Source organism: Streptomyces sp. MB09-02B (genome assembly GCF_033794485.1).
In the GTDB taxonomy this organism is placed as follows: Bacteria; Actinomycetota; Actinomycetes; order Streptomycetales; family Streptomycetaceae; genus Streptomyces.
Genome location: NZ_JARGEE010000231.1, coordinates 1 through 14,594 on the forward strand (window position 1 = coordinate 1; position 14,594 = coordinate 14,594).

11 protein-coding genes and 2 pseudogenes are annotated in these 14,594 nt (G+C 71.7%); 1 reads left to right on the top strand and 12 read right to left on the bottom strand.

Annotated features, from left to right (window positions below):
• From P1P70_RS27640 to P1P70_RS27660, 5 genes and pseudogenes are all read right to left on the bottom strand, one after another.
• Positions 1-663: pseudogene (locus tag P1P70_RS27640) on the bottom strand (hypothetical protein); the annotation flags it as partial.
• The gene (locus P1P70_RS27645) at positions 660-1,094 is read right to left on the bottom strand and encodes a DUF6507 family protein (protein ID WP_045560725.1); all 435 of its coding nucleotides are present in this window, start codon (positions 1,092-1,094) and stop codon (positions 660-662) included. The gene P1P70_RS27645 and the pseudogene P1P70_RS27640, both read right to left, overlap by 4 nt.
• Before the next feature lie 150 nt (positions 1,095-1,244).
• Positions 1,245-2,252, bottom strand: coding sequence for a UDP-glucose 4-epimerase GalE (galE, locus tag P1P70_RS27650; protein WP_319242376.1), 1,008 nt, complete (start codon positions 2,250-2,252; stop codon positions 1,245-1,247).
• 100 nt (positions 2,253-2,352) lie between these two features.
• Positions 2,353-3,981 carry a glycosyltransferase family 2 protein gene (locus P1P70_RS27655; RefSeq protein WP_319242378.1) on the bottom strand — a complete coding sequence of 543 codons (1,629 nt, stop codon included), beginning with the start codon at positions 3,979-3,981 and terminating at the stop codon, positions 2,353-2,355.
• Between the two features lie 134 nt (positions 3,982-4,115).
• Positions 4,116-4,643 (bottom strand): MarR family transcriptional regulator, encoded by a 528-nt coding sequence (locus tag P1P70_RS27660; RefSeq protein WP_319242380.1) that lies wholly within the window; start codon positions 4,641-4,643, stop codon positions 4,116-4,118.
• A gap of 148 nt (positions 4,644-4,791) precedes the next feature.
• On the opposite strand from P1P70_RS27660, the gene P1P70_RS27665 reads away from it, so the two are divergent.
• Positions 4,792-5,205, top strand: coding sequence for an organic hydroperoxide resistance protein (locus P1P70_RS27665; RefSeq protein ID WP_060884502.1), 414 nt, complete (start codon positions 4,792-4,794; stop codon positions 5,203-5,205).
• 80 nt (positions 5,206-5,285) lie between these two features.
• Here the strand turns inward: P1P70_RS27665 and P1P70_RS27670 are convergent, their stop codons facing one another.
• The 7 genes and pseudogenes from P1P70_RS27670 to P1P70_RS27700 all read right to left on the bottom strand — a co-directional run.
• Entirely contained in the window at positions 5,286-5,483 is a 198-nt protein-coding gene (locus P1P70_RS27670; protein ID WP_319242390.1) for a hypothetical protein, read from the bottom strand.
• A 72-nt stretch (positions 5,484-5,555) separates the two neighbouring features.
• A complete protein-coding gene (locus P1P70_RS27675; RefSeq protein WP_413471557.1) occupies positions 5,556-5,897 on the bottom strand; it encodes a CDP-glycerol glycerophosphotransferase family protein in 342 nt (113 codons plus the stop codon).
• Between the two features lie 140 nt (positions 5,898-6,037).
• On the bottom strand, positions 6,038-8,227 hold the full coding sequence (locus P1P70_RS27680) for a CDP-glycerol glycerophosphotransferase family protein (RefSeq protein ID WP_319242382.1): 2,190 nt from the start codon (positions 8,225-8,227) through the stop codon (positions 6,038-6,040).
• Positions 8,228-8,462: 235 nt separating this feature from the next.
• Entirely contained in the window at positions 8,463-10,709 is a 2,247-nt protein-coding gene (locus P1P70_RS27685; RefSeq protein ID WP_413471558.1) for a CDP-glycerol glycerophosphotransferase family protein, read from the bottom strand.
• Positions 10,710-10,887: 178 nt separating this feature from the next.
• On the bottom strand, positions 10,888-11,769 hold the full coding sequence (locus P1P70_RS27690; RefSeq protein ID WP_319242388.1) for a carbohydrate ABC transporter permease: 882 nt from the start codon (positions 11,767-11,769) through the stop codon (positions 10,888-10,890).
• A 20-nt stretch (positions 11,770-11,789) separates the two neighbouring features.
• On the bottom strand, positions 11,790-13,160 hold the full coding sequence (locus tag P1P70_RS27695) for a sugar ABC transporter permease (RefSeq protein ID WP_319242386.1): 1,371 nt from the start codon (positions 13,158-13,160) through the stop codon (positions 11,790-11,792).
• A gap of 9 nt (positions 13,161-13,169) precedes the next feature.
• Positions 13,170-14,513: pseudogene (locus P1P70_RS27700) on the bottom strand (ABC transporter substrate-binding protein); the annotation flags it as partial.
• Positions 14,514-14,594: the final 81 nt, after the last annotated feature.

Below are 14,594 nucleotides of genomic sequence, written 5' to 3' on the forward strand. Positions count from 1 at the left end.
CACGCCGTCGACGACGAAGCCGACGGTGAAGTCCCAGGCGTGCTCGTGGATGTAGTACCAGGGGTTGGACTCCTCGACCGGGTCACCCCACGGCAGACCGCCGGCGTTGTTGAGGTCCTCGCCCCGGTAGCCGTACATGTTCTCTTTGTTGGAGCCGTCGTTGACGACGAGCGCCTGGCCGCCGACCAGCGCGACGATCTTGTTGTAGCAGTCGCGTTCGGCGGCCTGGAACGCGGCGTACGCGGCGTTGATGTCGGAGCGGCGGTTGTTGTTCTCCTCGACGAGGTCGCCGTCGGCGCGCCACTCGTCGTCGCCCTCGATCTTCGCGCGGAAGGCGATCGCGTCCCGGCGGAGCTGGTCGAACTTCTGCTTGAGCGGGCCGACGGCGGCGGCGTACGAGTCCAGCGCCGAGGCCACGGTCTCCAACTCGGTGGCCAGTTCCTCGCCCTTGGCCGCCACCGGCGCGGTCGTCGCGAACAGCGCCTCCGCCTCGGGCGCCTTGTAGTACGCGGAGAGGCCGCCGAAGCGGGTGTGGATCGCCGAGCCCGAGTCCTTCAGGGAGGTGCCGGCCGAGCGGACGCCCGCGATGCCCAGGTCCAGCTGCTCCAGATTGCCGGTGAACTCGGGGACCTCCTCCGGGATGACGGGGATGTCGTCGCTCACTTCGGCCCCTGCCCGCCGTTCCCGTCGACACCCGGCGGTGGCGGGACGACGGTCGCCTTGAGCGCGTTGGCCTGGTGCGTGGCGGCCATGTCCAGGTCGCCGGTGACGTAGGCGTTGGTGGCATCGGCCGCGCCCTGCACGGAGTCGATGGTCCGCTGCGCCATGTACGCCAGCTTCTGCTGCCGCTCCTGGAGGTACTGGCTCAGCGCCGCCGCGACCGGTCCGACCGGCACCCGGGGCGTGCCCGTGGCCACCGGCCCGATCATGGGGCCGCTGAACTGCCCGCCCGGTACGGCCGTTCCGGCCGATTCGGCCGCGCTCGCCATGTTCGTCACCAGTGAGTTGGCGGCCTTCTCCAGGCCGCCGGCCGCCTCACCGGTCGATTTCAGCGTGGTCTGCACGTTGATCGGATCGATGTCCCAAGCCGGCACCGTCGCTACCCCCGTAACGCCCTGTCGGACACGTCGTACGTACGTCGTTCGCCGAGGAGTTCCTCGTCGCCGCCGAGCAACTCCTCGTCGGCTTCCCCTAGTACACACGAGCAAACGGCACCGGACAGTTCCCGCTTCACGTCGATTCCGTCACAGCAGACGCTGCTGCCGCTCCGTCCGCCGCGTCCATCCCGCCCACGCCGAGGAGATCATGTCCTCGACGCCGTACCGCGCCTTCCAGCCCAGCTCGGCGGCGATCCGGTCCGCCGAGGCGACCACGCGCGCGGGGTCGCCGGGCCGCCGGTCGACGACCACCGGCGGCAGATCGTGACCGGTGAGCGCGTTGATCCGGTCGATCATCTCGCGCACCGAGACGCCCTCCCCGCGGCCGATGTTGAGGGTGAGGTCCGTGCCGGGCGCCTCGCGCAGCCGCCGCGCGGTCGCCACGTGGGCCTCCGCGAGGTCGACGACATGGATGTAGTCCCGGACGCAGGTCCCGTCCGGGGTCGGGTAGTCGGCGCCGAAGATCCGGGGCGGGGCGCCCTCGGAGAGCTTTTCGAAGACCATGGGGACGAGGTTGAAGACGCCGGTGTCGGCCAGTTCGGGTGCCGCCGCGCCGGCCACGTTGAAGTAGCGCAGGGAGGCCGTCGACAGGGCTGTGTCCCGGCCCGTCGCCCGGCCCGTGGCCCGTACCAGCCACTCGCCGACCAGCTTGGTCTCGCCGTACGGGCTCATCGGCGCGCACGGGGTCTCCTCGGTGACGAGGTCCCCGTCCCGCGCGGTGGACGGCATGCCGTACACGGCGGCGGAGGAGGAGAAGACGAAGGACGCGACCCCGGCGTCCGTGACGGCCGAGAGCAGGGTGCGCAGGCCCTCGACGTTCTCCCGGTAGTAGTACAGCGGCAGTTCGACGGACTCGGCGACCTGCTTCTTCGCCGCGAGGTGCACGACGCCGGTGATGTGCCGGTCGCGGATCACCCGGGCCAGCCGCTCCCCGTCGAGGGTGGAGCCGATCTCCAACGGGACGCCGTCGGGCACCCGTTCGGCGACCCCGGTGGACAGGTCGTCGTAGACGACGGCCTCCTCGCCCGCGTCGAGCATCGCGCGCACCACGTGCGCCCCGATGTATCCGGCGCCACCGGTGATCAGCCAGGTCATGGACGACCGTCCCCTCGAAGTCAAGACGATGTTGCTGGTTGCTGGTTGCTGGTTGCTGGGTTGCTGGGTTGCTGGGTCGCTGGTGGAATCGCGTCGGCTCTCAGTGAAGCAGGCGTTTGAGACGACGGCGGACGACCTCGGTCAAACCTCGCCAACCGGGCGCGAGTCGTACGGCGAGCGCCCCCGCGTGGGTCGCGTAGGGCTGTACGAGGAGCACTCCGTGGCGCGCGCTGAGCTGTACGCTCCGGCGGAGCAGCCCGGCGCCCGCGAGGGCGTGCGCGGTGGTCTCGCGGCGGCTGCCGTCCGCGAACCGCAGCCGTAGCCGGAGGTCCCACGTGCCGTTGCCCAACGCGGGCAGGTCCAGCGGGACTTCCGCCATCCAGCTGTCGACGTCCGACTCGTCGGACGCGCCCGGTCCGCTGTCGCCCTCCGCCTCGGCCAGGAGGGTCGCCGTGCCGGCGAAGCCCACCCGTCCGTCGTTCCGTTCGGTGAACTCCGCCTGCACGGTCAGGGGCCCCGCCTCCGCCATCCGCCCGTACAGCTCGTGGAGCCGCAGCCGGAGCACCGTCCCGCGCGCGCGGGGCCGCAGTTCCGCGTCGACGGCGGCGGGCAGCAGCTCCATGGGGCGGACGAGGAGATGGTCCAGCTCGACCTGCGGCAGATCGGCCGACCAGACGGGCGAGCCGTCGCCTGCGCGCGCGTAGGGAGGGGTCAGCCGGGCCGGGCGGGCCGACATCTCCTTGAGGCGGGGCAGGTCGCGCGGCTCCTCGGCGGCGAGGATCACCCGGGCGACGACCCGGCCGGGCGCGGGCGCCGGCGCGAAGTCGCCCTCGTCGAAGGTGGCCAGGTACGCCCGCGTCAGCGCCCACCACTCACGCCGGTACTCGGCGCCGCGCAGGCCCAGCTCGCGGGCGTACATCCGCAGCGAGTGGTCGAGGAAGCGCGTCCGCGTGGCCCGCGCCGGGCCCTTCTCGCCGGCGCCCAGCAGGATGTCGTACGACAGCCGGTCGGCGTCCAGGCGGGCCCGCCAGTTGGCGATGTCGGAACGGTCCAGGGAGATGGACAGCCGGGCCGCCGACCGGCGCACCTGCCAGACGTACACCGGGTCGGGGACGAGCGCGACACGCGGCGCGGCGGCCAGGACGCGCGCGCCGAAGACGAAGTCCTCGTACGGGAAGCGGCCCTCGGGGAAACGGATGGCGCGCTCGCGCAGGAAGGAGGTGCGGTAGAGCTTGTTGACGCAGAGGGTGTCGTGCACCAGGCGTGCGCGCTGGGAGGAGTGCTCCATCAGCGTGCGCCGGGCGTACAGCTCGGGCTGCCAGGGGGTCTCCCGGCCGGACGGCAGCTCCTTGCGCACGCACAGCCCCGACGCGACCGGCGCGTCGTGCTCCAGGGCCGCCGCGAGCAGCGCGTCCACGGCGCCGGGCGGCAGCACGTCGTCGCTGTCCAGGAACATCACGTACGGCGAGGCCACGACGTCCAGGCCGGTGTTGCGCGGGGTGCCGCAGCCGCCGCTGTTGGACGGGCGCCGGACCACCCGCAGCCGGGGCTCGTCCCCGGCGAGCCGCTCCAGCAGGTCCGCGCTGCCGTCCGTCGAGCAGTCGTCGACGGCGATCACCTCACGGACGGCCGGTCCCTGCGCGAGCGCCGAGCGCACGGCGTCCGCGACATGGGCCGCGTCGTCGTACCCGATGACGACGACGGAGACCTGCGCCTGCTGAAGAGCCATGGTTGCCCCGCACCTGTGAGAGGTATGTGTGCAAATCTTCTCTTAAGGGCGGCTTCGCGGCCCCGTGGGGAAGATGGCGGGCGGGAGGCTCGGGTTCCGGATGTGGTTGTCGGATTCCGTGGGGGTGCCGACGGTCACCCGGCCGGATCCGCGAGCGCCGCCTCGTCCAGGGCGACCGTCAGGCGGTCCAGGCGGTCGCGCAGATCACGGATGTCGTCGATGTCCAGGCTGGTCGCGGAGACGATCCGACGCGGCACCGCCAGCGCGCGTTCCCGCAGGGCAGCGCCCTCCTCGGTCGGTCGCACCACCACCGAGCGCTCGTCGCGCGCGCTGCGCTCGCGCCGGACGAGACCGGCCGTCTCCAGGCGTTTGAGCAGCGGCGAGAGGGTCCCGGAGTCGAGCCGGAGGTGCTCGCCCAGCTTCTTCACGGGCAGTTCGCCGTGCTCCCACAGAACCAGCATCACCAAGTACTGCGGATAGGTGATGCCCAGGTCCTTGAGGACCACGCGGTAGACACCGTTGAAGGCGCGCGAGGCGGCGTGCAGGGAGAAGCAGATCTGCCGGTCGAGGCGGAGGAAGTCCTCCTCCGGGACCTGTCCGGAGACCTGCCCGGAGATCTCCTGGGAGATCCCCTCGGGCGTGGGTGCGGCGCTCGTGCTCATGACTCCAGGATAACCCCTGTCCACCATTTAGTTGTAGGCAATTGAATTGTGTGCTCTAATGGAGCCCGTGAACGGCGGTCGGACCGGACCGCCGGACGCGACTCGACCCGCTCGACCTGACTTGACCTGTGAAAGGGATGGTTCTCCCATGGACGCGCTCTACACCGCTGTCGCCACCGCCACCCACGGCCGCGACGGTCGTGCCGTCACCAACGACGGCAAGCTCGACCTCGACCTGGCCCTCCCGGTGGAGCTCGGCGGCAACGGCCAGGGCACCAACCCGGAGCAGCTCTTCGCCGCCGGCTACGCGGCCTGTTTCGCCAGCGCCCTCGGCCTGGTCGGACGCGCCGCCAAGGTCGACGTCAGCGACGCCGCCGTCACCGCCGAGGTCGGCATAGGCAAGGAGGGCGAGGGCTTCGCTCTGAAGGCCACCCTCCGCGTCGAACTTCCCGACACCGTCGACGAGGCCACCGGCCGCAAGCTCGTCGAGCAGGCCCACCAGGTCTGCCCCTACTCCAACGCCACCCGCGGCAACATGCCGGTCGAGCTGGTCGTCGAGTAGGCGCCCCCCGCGCGACTCCGCGCGACTCCGCCCCGCACGGGCGCGCCGGGCCCTCGCGCGGGTCGCTCCGTACCACCCCCCTACGGAGCGATCCGCGCCGGCACCTCCCCGGTCCGCGGACTCCAGTCCACGACCACCGCCTCCTCCGGCACCTTCTGCCACCGCGTCAGCAACAGCCACCGCACCCCGTAGCGCCGCGCGAGGGTGGTGATCCGCAGCACCCACGCCCGCGCGCGGGCGAAATCGCGCGCCCGCGCGCCAGCTGTGGGCGCCCTCATCACGACGACGGGAATGCGGCGGCGGCCGCCGGGGACGGGGTCGGCCCGGGCGCGGGTACCGTCCCCGCCGGCTCACCCAGCATCAGGGTCCGGACGACGCGCTCGGACGCCCGCCCGTCGTCGAACTCGCAGTACCGCTCCCGGAACCCCGCCCGCAGCCGGGCCGACTTGGTACATGCCCCGGCTCGCGGCGAAGGCGTCGACGTCGTCGGCGTGGACGACGATCGGCGGGTCCAGGTTGGCGTAGTCGACCATCAGGGCCGAGTAGTCCGCCACCAGGACGTCGGAGGCGAGCATCAGCTCCTCCACGTGCGGTTCGTCGGTGGCGTCCACGACGACACCCCGCCGGTGCAGCTCGGCGAGCCCGAACCCGCGCGCCGGGCCGTCCGCGAGCGCCGCATGCAGCCGCACCACGACGGCCCAGTGCGCCGCAAGCCAGGAAGCCGATCGTCACACGATCGAGTTATAGCGGCCTTATACGCCCTCCTGGGCGAGCAGTTGCCAACCCTCGGATCTCGAAGACGGGGACGACGACGCTGAAACGGGGCATGTCCTCAGCTCCTCAAGAGGGTCGCGGCGGCGGGTGTCGGGGCCGGGGTGCGCTCGGCGAGCGGCACGACCGGCGGCAGTGCCTCCGGCGGCTCGCCGAGGAACACCCGCCGGACGACCCGCTCCGCCGCCCGGCCGTCGTCGAACTGGCAGAAGCGCTCCCGGAAGGCGGCCCGCAGCGCGTCGGCCTCCACGTCCGCGTACGAACCGTCCCGGAACAGCTCCGTCAACTCCCGCTCGGTGCGCGCCACATGACCGGGCGGCGCGGACGGCAGATCGAAGCAGACGCCCCGCGTCTCGCGGAACACCTCCCAGTCCTCCGCGAGGATCACGACGGGCCGGTCGAGGTGGGCGTAGTCGAACATCAGGGACGAGTAGTCGGTGATCAGCGCGTCGGCGGCGAGACAGACCTCCTCGACGCGGGGGTGCGCGGTGACGTCGATGACCCGCCCGTCGCCCGCGCGCAGGGCACCGACGGCGGAGCGGGGGTGCGCCCGCAGCAGCACCACGAACTCCTCGCCCGCCGCCTCGCAGAACGCCTCCAGGTCGAGCCGGGCCTCGTGCCCGGGGGCGTGGGCGCGGTGGGTGGGGGCGTAGAGGAGGGCCTTCGCGCCCTCGGGAACGCCCAGCGCGCGGCGGGCGCGCGCCACGTCCTCGGCCGTCGCCCCGTAGAAGACGTCGTTGCGCGGGCAGCCGTACTCCAGCTGTTCGTACCTCCCGGGGAAGGCCCGCTCCCAGGTCTCGGTCGAGTGGCGGTTGGCGGAGAGGCCGAAGTCCCAGCGGTCCACACGCGCGAGGAGAGCGGCCGAACCGGCGGGACCGTCGGACGCGGCGGCCACCACCGGATACCCGGACCGGTCCAGGCCCGTCGCCTTCAGCGGGGTGCCGGGACCGGTCCGGACGTGGACGTTCCCGGGGCGCTCGACGACCGTGCCGGCGGGGTCCGCGACGTCGGCGAGGTCGGCGTCGTCGACGAGGTACCTGGCGCGGGCCAGCAGCCGCCACGCGCGCGGACTGCCGAGCACGGCGTGCTCCGCGCCCTGCGGGACCCGGTCCACCGTGTCGGCCGCGACGAGGAACACCGAGCGGACCCGGGGGGCGAGGTCGCGGGTCTTCGCGTGCAGGGCGGCGAGGTCGCCGCCGACGCCGCGGACGCGGTGGGCGCGGTACACGGCGAGGTCCGCGTCCAGCGGCAGACGGCGCTGGACGGCGTAGACGGCGCGGGACAGGGGCGTGCGGGGGCGGGGGAGCGCCGTCAGGGTTCCGGCGGCGGCCCGGTGGGCGGCGTGCAGGACCCGGAAGCCGGCGTACGAGCCGTTCGCGAGCAGCCGGTGCTGGAGTCCGAGGTGGCCGGCGGGCACCTGGAAGCCGGCCGGGCGGTGGAGGCCGTAGAGGTGGGTGGCGCGGCGGAAGAAGTCACGACGGTGGTGCGCGGGCAGCCGCTCCGGGTGGGCGAGGCTCCGCAGCACGATCCCGAAGAGCCGCCCGAACAACGCCTCCGACAGCCCCTGCCCGGCGGCGGCGCGGGCGAGCACCAGCTCCACCTGGTCGAGGAGTTCGAGGTGGTGGACGCCGGGCGCGTACAGCCTGCTGCCCTGTCGGCGCAGCAGATGGCGTACGCAGACCGTGCCCGGCAGCTGTGCCGTACGGTCGGCGGCGAGGGCGACCAGGCCGTTCCAGCCGAGGTCGGTGAAGTGGCCGATGGGGAAGGTGAGTTGGCGCGCGCTGAGAAAGTCCCGGCGGTAGGCCGCGCTCCACGCCGGGGCGCTCGGGCCGTCCGTGCCGTCCGGGCGCACGACGGTCGTCCCGCCCTCCCACCAGTGCGTCCGTTCGTACGCGAAGTGCAGGACGTCCGGGTCGTCCGTCTCGTCCAGCCGGTCCGCGATCGCCCGCAGCGCGCCCGGCGCGAGCGTGTCGTCCCCGTCCAGGAAGAGGACGTACGTCCCGTGCGCCGCGGCCAGTCCCGCGTTGCGGGCGGCGCTCAGTCCGCCCGCCGGCGGCGACTCGACCGGGGCGACGCGGGTGTCCCTGACGGCGTACGCGGCGCTGATCGCCCCGGCCGGTGAGTCCGCCGCCGCCTCGTGCACCGGGATCAGCTCGAAATCACCGAACGGCTGACCGAGAACCGACTCCAGAGCGAGCGGCAGCCGCCCTTCCACGCCGTAGGTGGGGACGATGATGCTGAAGCGGGGCATTCTTTCCTTTCGGTGTGTGTTGTCGGGTGCGGGTGGGTGGGGGCTGGTCGCGCAGTTCCCCGCGCGCTGAAAGGGGCCTGCGGCCCTTTCGGGGCGAAAAGCACGGGGCGCAGCCCCTGCTTTTCAGGGGCGCGGGGAACTGCGCGACCAGCCCCCACCGGACCCGCGGATGGGGGTCGAAGGGGCGCAGCCCCTCATGGATGGGACGGGTAGGGGCGGCGGGGCGAGGAAACGCCTACGTCCCCAGCAGCTCGTCGGCGGCCCCGGCCCGCATACTCGCCGCAGACGGAACCGGACGCCGCTCACCCAGCGGCACGACGTCACCCGGCGGCACATGCTCACCCAGCACCACCCGCCGCACCACCCGCTCCGCCGCCCGCCCGTCGTCGTACGGACAGAACCGCTCCCGGAACGCCGCCCGCAACTGCGCCGACCGCGACCCCCGCCAGTGCCCCGTCGCGAAGATGTCGATCAGCTCGTCCTCGCTGCGCGCCACCGCCCCCGGCGCGCACGCCCGCAGATCGAAGTACGTCCCGCGCGCCGCCTCGTACGCCTCCCAGTCCTCCGCGTGGATCACGATGGGCCGGTCGAGGTTGGCGTAGTCGAACATCAGGGACGAGTAGTCCGTGATCAGGGCGTCCGAGGCGAGGCAGAGGTTCTCCACGCTCGGGTACCCGGTGACGTCCAGCAGCCGGCCGTGCGCCAGGTCGGTCAGCGGGGAGCCGTACGCGTGATGCGCCCGCGCCAGGACGACGAAGCGCGGCCCGAGTTTGCGCAGCACCCGCTCCAGGTCCAGATGGGCCCGCTGCGAGTGCCGGTAGTCGCGGTGCGTCGGGGCGTACAGGACGGCGACCGCCCCCTCGGGCACCCCGAGGTGCTCGCGCACCCGGGCCACGTCCGTCGAGTTCGCCCTCAGGAACACGTCGTTGCGCGGCGAGCCGTACTCGAGGGTCGTGAACGGGGAGGGGTGGACGCGCTCCCAGACGAGCGTGGAGTGGCGGTTGCCGGACAGGACGTAGTCCCACTGGTCGCTGCCGCGCAGGACGTCCTCGAAGTCCGTGCCGCGCGCCGCCGCCGGCCGGTCCCGCAGGTCGAGCCCCATGTGCTTGAGCGGGGTGCCGTGCTGCGTCTGGAGCAGCACCTGGCCGCGCCGCTTGACCAGCCGCCTGTCGAAGTCGGTGTTGTTCACCAGGTACTTGGACCGGGCGAGCGCCGTCCAGTACGCCATCGAGCCGGGCAGCACGCGCCGGGTCGCCACCGGCAGCGTGTGGTGGTGCTCCGGGCGCGCGACCCACGAGGTGCGCATCGTGGGGACGTGCGTCCGGAACGCGTTCTCCAGCGCGGCCGGGCTGCACTCGTAGCCCCGGCCCCCGTACGCGGCGAACACCGCCCGGTCCGCACGCAGCGGGAGCAGGCGCTGGACGCGGTAGTGCAGGCGCAGCCCGACGGCGCGGAACAGGCCGGCCACGCCCCGTACGAGGCGCCCGACACCCCGGCCCACCCGTGCCCCGGCCCACAGAGCGCGGTAGAGGCGCGGGCTGCCCAGCCGCAGGAGCGCGTGCCGGAGCCGCGCGCGGGCGCGGAGGGGAGCGCCGGGGGTGCGGTAGCGGGCGCAGTGCGCGCGGACCGTACGCAGGAACTCGGCGCGCGCCTCGCGCGGCAGCCGGTGGCGCCGGGAGAACACGGAGGTGAGGTGGTCGAGCATGCGCCGGAAGAGCACCGGACGCCACTGCGCCAGCTCCGGCCGCTCGTCGACGTACGCGAACACCCGGTCGTACTGTTCGAACACGTCGAAGTGACCGCGTGTAGTCGCGCCGAGGAGGCTGCCGTGGCGGCGCCGGCGGTGGTGGACGCAGACCCGGTCGAGGGTGGCGACGGACTCGGCCGCCATCAGGACGGGGTACGTCCAGGCCGTGTCCTCGTAGATGCCGGGCGGGAACCGGAAGTCGTGGTCCTCGACGAACTCCCGTTTGTACGCCTTGTTCCACGCCGCCGGGCGGACGGTGAGCAGGCCGGGCCGGTCGTCGAGCCGGAACGGGGCCGGGCCCTGTTCCGTGAGCCGGCGGTCACGCGCGTCGTGGACCGGCTCGCCCGACCACGAGACGCGCGCGAAGTCATGGACGAGCACGTCCGGTTCGCCGGTCTCCTTGACGCGGTCGGCGACCGCCTGGAGCGCGCCCGGCGTGAACGTGTCGTCGCCGTCGAGGAAGAGGAGGTAGTCGCCCCTGGCGTGCTCCATCCCCGTGTTGCGGCCGGCACCGGGCCCCGCGTTCTCCCGCAGGCGCACGGTGCGGCGCACCCGGGGGTCTCGGGCGGCGAACTCATCGGCGATCTCACCGCAGTTGTCGGGCGAGGCGTCGTCGACGACGATCAGTTCGAGGTCGGTGAAGGACTGGGACAGCACAGAATCCAGGCATTCGTGCAGGTACGCCTGAACCTTGTACGCGGGAACGATGACACTGAACCTGGGCAAGGAGGACATCCATGGGTCGGCGCGGGCATACTGCCCGGAAACGGCCGATGGGATGATTTGGTTACGGTGCGTGTTCCATACGGGGGATTCTCAGAGGGAGTTGGGGCGCGCGGGTGCGTATGTCGGGTGCGGGTGGTGAGGGGTTGCTCGTGCACTTCCCCGCGAGCAACCCCCCACTCGGCGGTGCCTACTTCACCGCCCCCGCCATCACCCCCGACACGAACTGCCGTTGGAACGCGAAGAACACCGCCAGCGGGATCACCACCGAGATGAACGCGCCGGGCGCCAGGACCTCGATGTTGCTGCCGAACTGCCGTACCTGCTGCTGGAGCGCGACCGTCAGCGGCTGGGAGTCGGAGCTGGAGAAGACCAGCGCGACCAGCATGTCGTTCCACACCCACAGGAACTGGAAGATCCCGAGTGACGCGAGCGCCGGGGCGGCCAGCGGCAGGACGACCGTCGCGAACAGCCGTACCTCACCCGCCCCGTCCAGCCGCGCCGCCTCCAGCAACTCCCTCGGGATCTCCGCGAAGAAGTTCCGCAACAGGAAGATCGCGAACGGCAGTCCGAAGCCGACGTGGAAGAGGACCACCCCGATGATGTCGCCGAAGATCCCGAGGTCCCGGAAGAGCCCGGACAACGGGATCAGCGCCACCTGCACCGGCACCACCAACAGCCCCACCACGCCCATGAACCACCAGTCACGGCCCTTGAAGTCCAGCCAGGCGAAGGCGTATCCGGCCATCGCGCCGATCAGCACGACCAGCAGCGTCGCCGGCACCGTGATCCAGACCGTGTTGAACAAGGCGTCCGTGACACCGTCGTTCGCCAGCAGCGACTCGTAGCTCCTGGTGGTGAGTTGAGCCGGGGCCGAGAACACCTTCCACCACCCGGAGGTGGAGATGTCGGTCGGGTCGCGGAACGACGAGACCAGCAGCCCGAAGGTCGGCACCAGCCAGAACAGCGCCACCAGGAGCAGGAACACACGCAACGCGCCCCCCGCCGCGCCGCTCGCGAGCCGGGCGGCGACGGAGCGTTTCGCGGAGGTCCCCGCGGTCCCGGTGGCCATGGAGCGTTCCTCGACAGTCGTCACCGCTGGCGCTCCTTCCTGAGGCGGCGGATGTTGACCCACATCACCGGCAGCACGAGCAGCAGCAGGACCACACCGATCGCACTCCCGAGACCGAAGTCGCCCCCACCGCCGTACGACACCAGATAGAGCTGCAGGGCGAGGACGTTAGCCTCGTCCTGGGTGGGCTGGGGCGCGATGATGTAGACGAGGTCGAACACCTTCATCACATTGATCATCAGCGTGACGAGGACGACGACCAGGACCGGCGCGAGCAGCGGCACGGTGACCTTCCGGAACACCTGCCACTCGTTCGCCCCGTCCACCCGGGCCGCTTCCAGCAGATTGCGGTCGACCCCGGCCAGCCCGGCCGCGATCAGCACCATCGCGAACCCCGCCCACATCCAGACGTACGACCCGATGACGGCCGGGGTGACGAGGGCCGGTCCGAGCCAGTCGATGCCGTTGTAGGGTGCGGCGAAGTTCGAGCCGGGCAGCCGCAGTTGGGCCCCGCCGGCGGATTCCGGCAGGCTGAAGGTGCCGTCGGCGCCGCTGGTCGCGGTGGCGACGACCTCGCCGTCCTTCACCGCCTCGACCTCGACGCCCTCCAGCGCCTTCTCGCCCGGGTCGACGGCCCCCTTCTCGCCGCCGCCACCGAGTCGGAAGTCCAGCCACACGGTTCCGGTGACACCGTCGCCGGAGGCGGAGCCGGCGGCCTTCGCGTCACGCGCGTCACCGGGCAGGCTGTTGGGCGCGATCCCGACGAGCGGCAGCAGCGCGGGGGTGCCCGCCCGGACGGTCCCCTCCGTGGTGAACGACCCGCCGCCGGACGCCTTCAGATCGCTCACCTGCGCGTTGGGCCGGGCCTTCGGGTACACGGACTCGTCCACGAAGAGGTCGTGCACGGACGTCACGACGGCGTTGGCGACACCCTGATCCGGATCCTGCTCGTACACCAGCCGGAAGATGATGCCCGCGGCCAGCATCGAGATCGCCATCGGCATGAAGACGATCAGCTTGAACGCCGTTCCCCAGCGCACCCGTTCGGTCAGCACCGCGAAGATCAGCCCGAGCGCGGTGACGAGCGCCGGGGCCACCGCCACCCAGATCGCGGTGTTGCGCACGGCGACCAGGGTCGAATCGTCGGTGAAGATCTCCGCGTAGTTGTCGAGGCCGACGAAGCCCGAGCCGTCCGCGTCGAACAGGCTCCGCCAGACCGAGTACCCGATGGGGTAGACCACGAGCGCGCCGAGCAGCACCAGCGCGGGCAGCAGGAACAGCACCGCCACCCACAGCCGGGTGCCCGTCACGCTCTTGCGCGGTGCGGCGGGGGACACCGGCGGTTCACCGGTGCCCCCCGCCGTCTTCGTCGTTGTCCCGGCGGACGACATGAGTCGCCGTCAGCCGTTCCCGTAGGCCTTGGCCGCGTCGGTCTCCAACTGCTTCTGCGCACCGGCCACGTCGTCGGGGTCCTTCAGGAAGTCCTGGAGGTCCTTCCACTCACCGACGCCCTGGGTGCCGCCGAACGCCGCCGGGGCCTGGTCGGACATGTCGAAGCGGAAGTCGTCGCCCGCCGCGAGCAGCGCCTTGGCGATCTCCCGGGTCACGTCGTCCTTGTAACTGCCCTGGTCCATCTCCTTGTTGGGGGAGAGGAAGCCGCCCTGCGCCGCCCAGATCTCCGCCGCGTCGGTCGAGGCGAGGAAGGTGAGCAGCGCCTGCGCGCCCTTGCCGTCCTTCAGCGCCACGGCCGCGTCGCCGCCGGTGACCACGGGGGAGTCGTCGCCGACCGCCGGGAACGGGAACACCTTGGCGTCCGTGCCGATCTTGGCTTCCGTGTCCCCGTTGATGGTGACGGCCACGAAGTCGCCCTCGAAGACCATGCCGGCCGGGGCGTCCCCGGTGAAGGTCTGCGTGATCGACTTCGGGTACTCGGTCTGCAACGCGCCGGAGGCCCCGCCCGCGATCAGCTCGTCCTTGCCCCACAGCTCGGCGAGCTTGGTGAGGGCTTCCTTCACCGAGGGGTCGGTCCACTTGATCTCGTGCTTGGCGAGCTGGTCGTACTTCTCCGGGCCCGCCTGCGAGAGGTACACGTTCTCGAACCAGTCGGTGAGCGTCCAGCCGTCGGCTCCGCCGATGGAGACGGCGGGTGAGCCGGCGTCGGAGAGCGTCTGCGCGGTCTGCAGGAACTCGTCCCAGGTCTTGGGCTCCTCGGTGATCCCGGCCGCCTCGAACGCGGCGGTGTTGTACCAGACGAGGGACTTGTTGGCGGCCTTCGCGTAGACGCCGTACTGCTTGCCCTCGTACGCGCCGAGGTCCTTCCAGCCGTCCGAGAAGTTCTTGTCCAACTGGGCCTGGGCCTCGCTGCCGAGCGGTTTCACCCAGCCCTTCTCGGCGAACTGGTGCAACACGCCGACCTGCGGCAGGAAGGCCACGTCCGGCGGTTTGCCGCCCTCGATCTTCGTACCGAGGAACGTGGACGTGTTGTTGCCGGTCGGCACGAACGTCACCGAGGCGCCGGTGCGTTTCTCGAACTCGTCCAGCACCTTCTGGAAGTTGTCCAGCTCCGGGCCGGTGAAGACGGCCGCGACCTCCAGCTTCTGGCCGTCGAGCTTGGGGAGTTGCACGGTGGCCTCGCTGCCGCCGTCGTTGCCGTTGTCGGCGGTGTCGCCCTTGTCGTCGTCACCGCCACACGCGGTGAGGGAGAGGGCGAGGACGCCTGCGGCGAGGACCGTGAGGGTTCTGGACGTGGGGGGATGGGCGGGCTCTTATCAACATCCCCGGGCCCCCCAAAAAGGCAAAAAAACCCTATTCCCTTTTTTGCTGGA

Bases quoted from the DNA above. Each gene is read 5' to 3' on its own strand.
- P1P70_RS27670 (WP_319242390.1), bottom strand. From the start codon at position 5,483: ATGAGGGCGCCCACAGCTGGCGCGCGGGCGCGCGATTTCGCCCGCGCG.
- P1P70_RS27695 (WP_319242386.1), bottom strand. From the start codon at position 13,160: ATGTCGTCCGCCGGGACAACGACGAAGACGGCGGGGGGCACCGGTGAA.
- galE (WP_319242376.1), bottom strand. From the start codon at position 2,252: ATGACCTGGCTGATCACCGGTGGCGCCGGATACATCGGGGCGCACGTG.
- P1P70_RS27660 (WP_319242380.1), bottom strand. From the start codon at position 4,643: ATGAGCACGAGCGCCGCACCCACGCCCGAGGGGATCTCCCAGGAGATC.
- P1P70_RS27685 (WP_413471558.1), bottom strand. From the start codon at position 10,709: ATGTCCTCCTTGCCCAGGTTCAGTGTCATCGTTCCCGCGTACAAGGTT.
- P1P70_RS27690 (WP_319242388.1), bottom strand. From the start codon at position 11,769: ATGGCCACCGGGACCGCGGGGACCTCCGCGAAACGCTCCGTCGCCGCC.
- P1P70_RS27665 (WP_060884502.1), top strand. From the start codon at position 4,792: ATGGACGCGCTCTACACCGCTGTCGCCACCGCCACCCACGGCCGCGAC.
- P1P70_RS27680 (WP_319242382.1), bottom strand. From the start codon at position 8,227: ATGCCCCGCTTCAGCATCATCGTCCCCACCTACGGCGTGGAAGGGCGG.
- P1P70_RS27655 (WP_319242378.1), bottom strand. From the start codon at position 3,981: ATGGCTCTTCAGCAGGCGCAGGTCTCCGTCGTCGTCATCGGGTACGAC.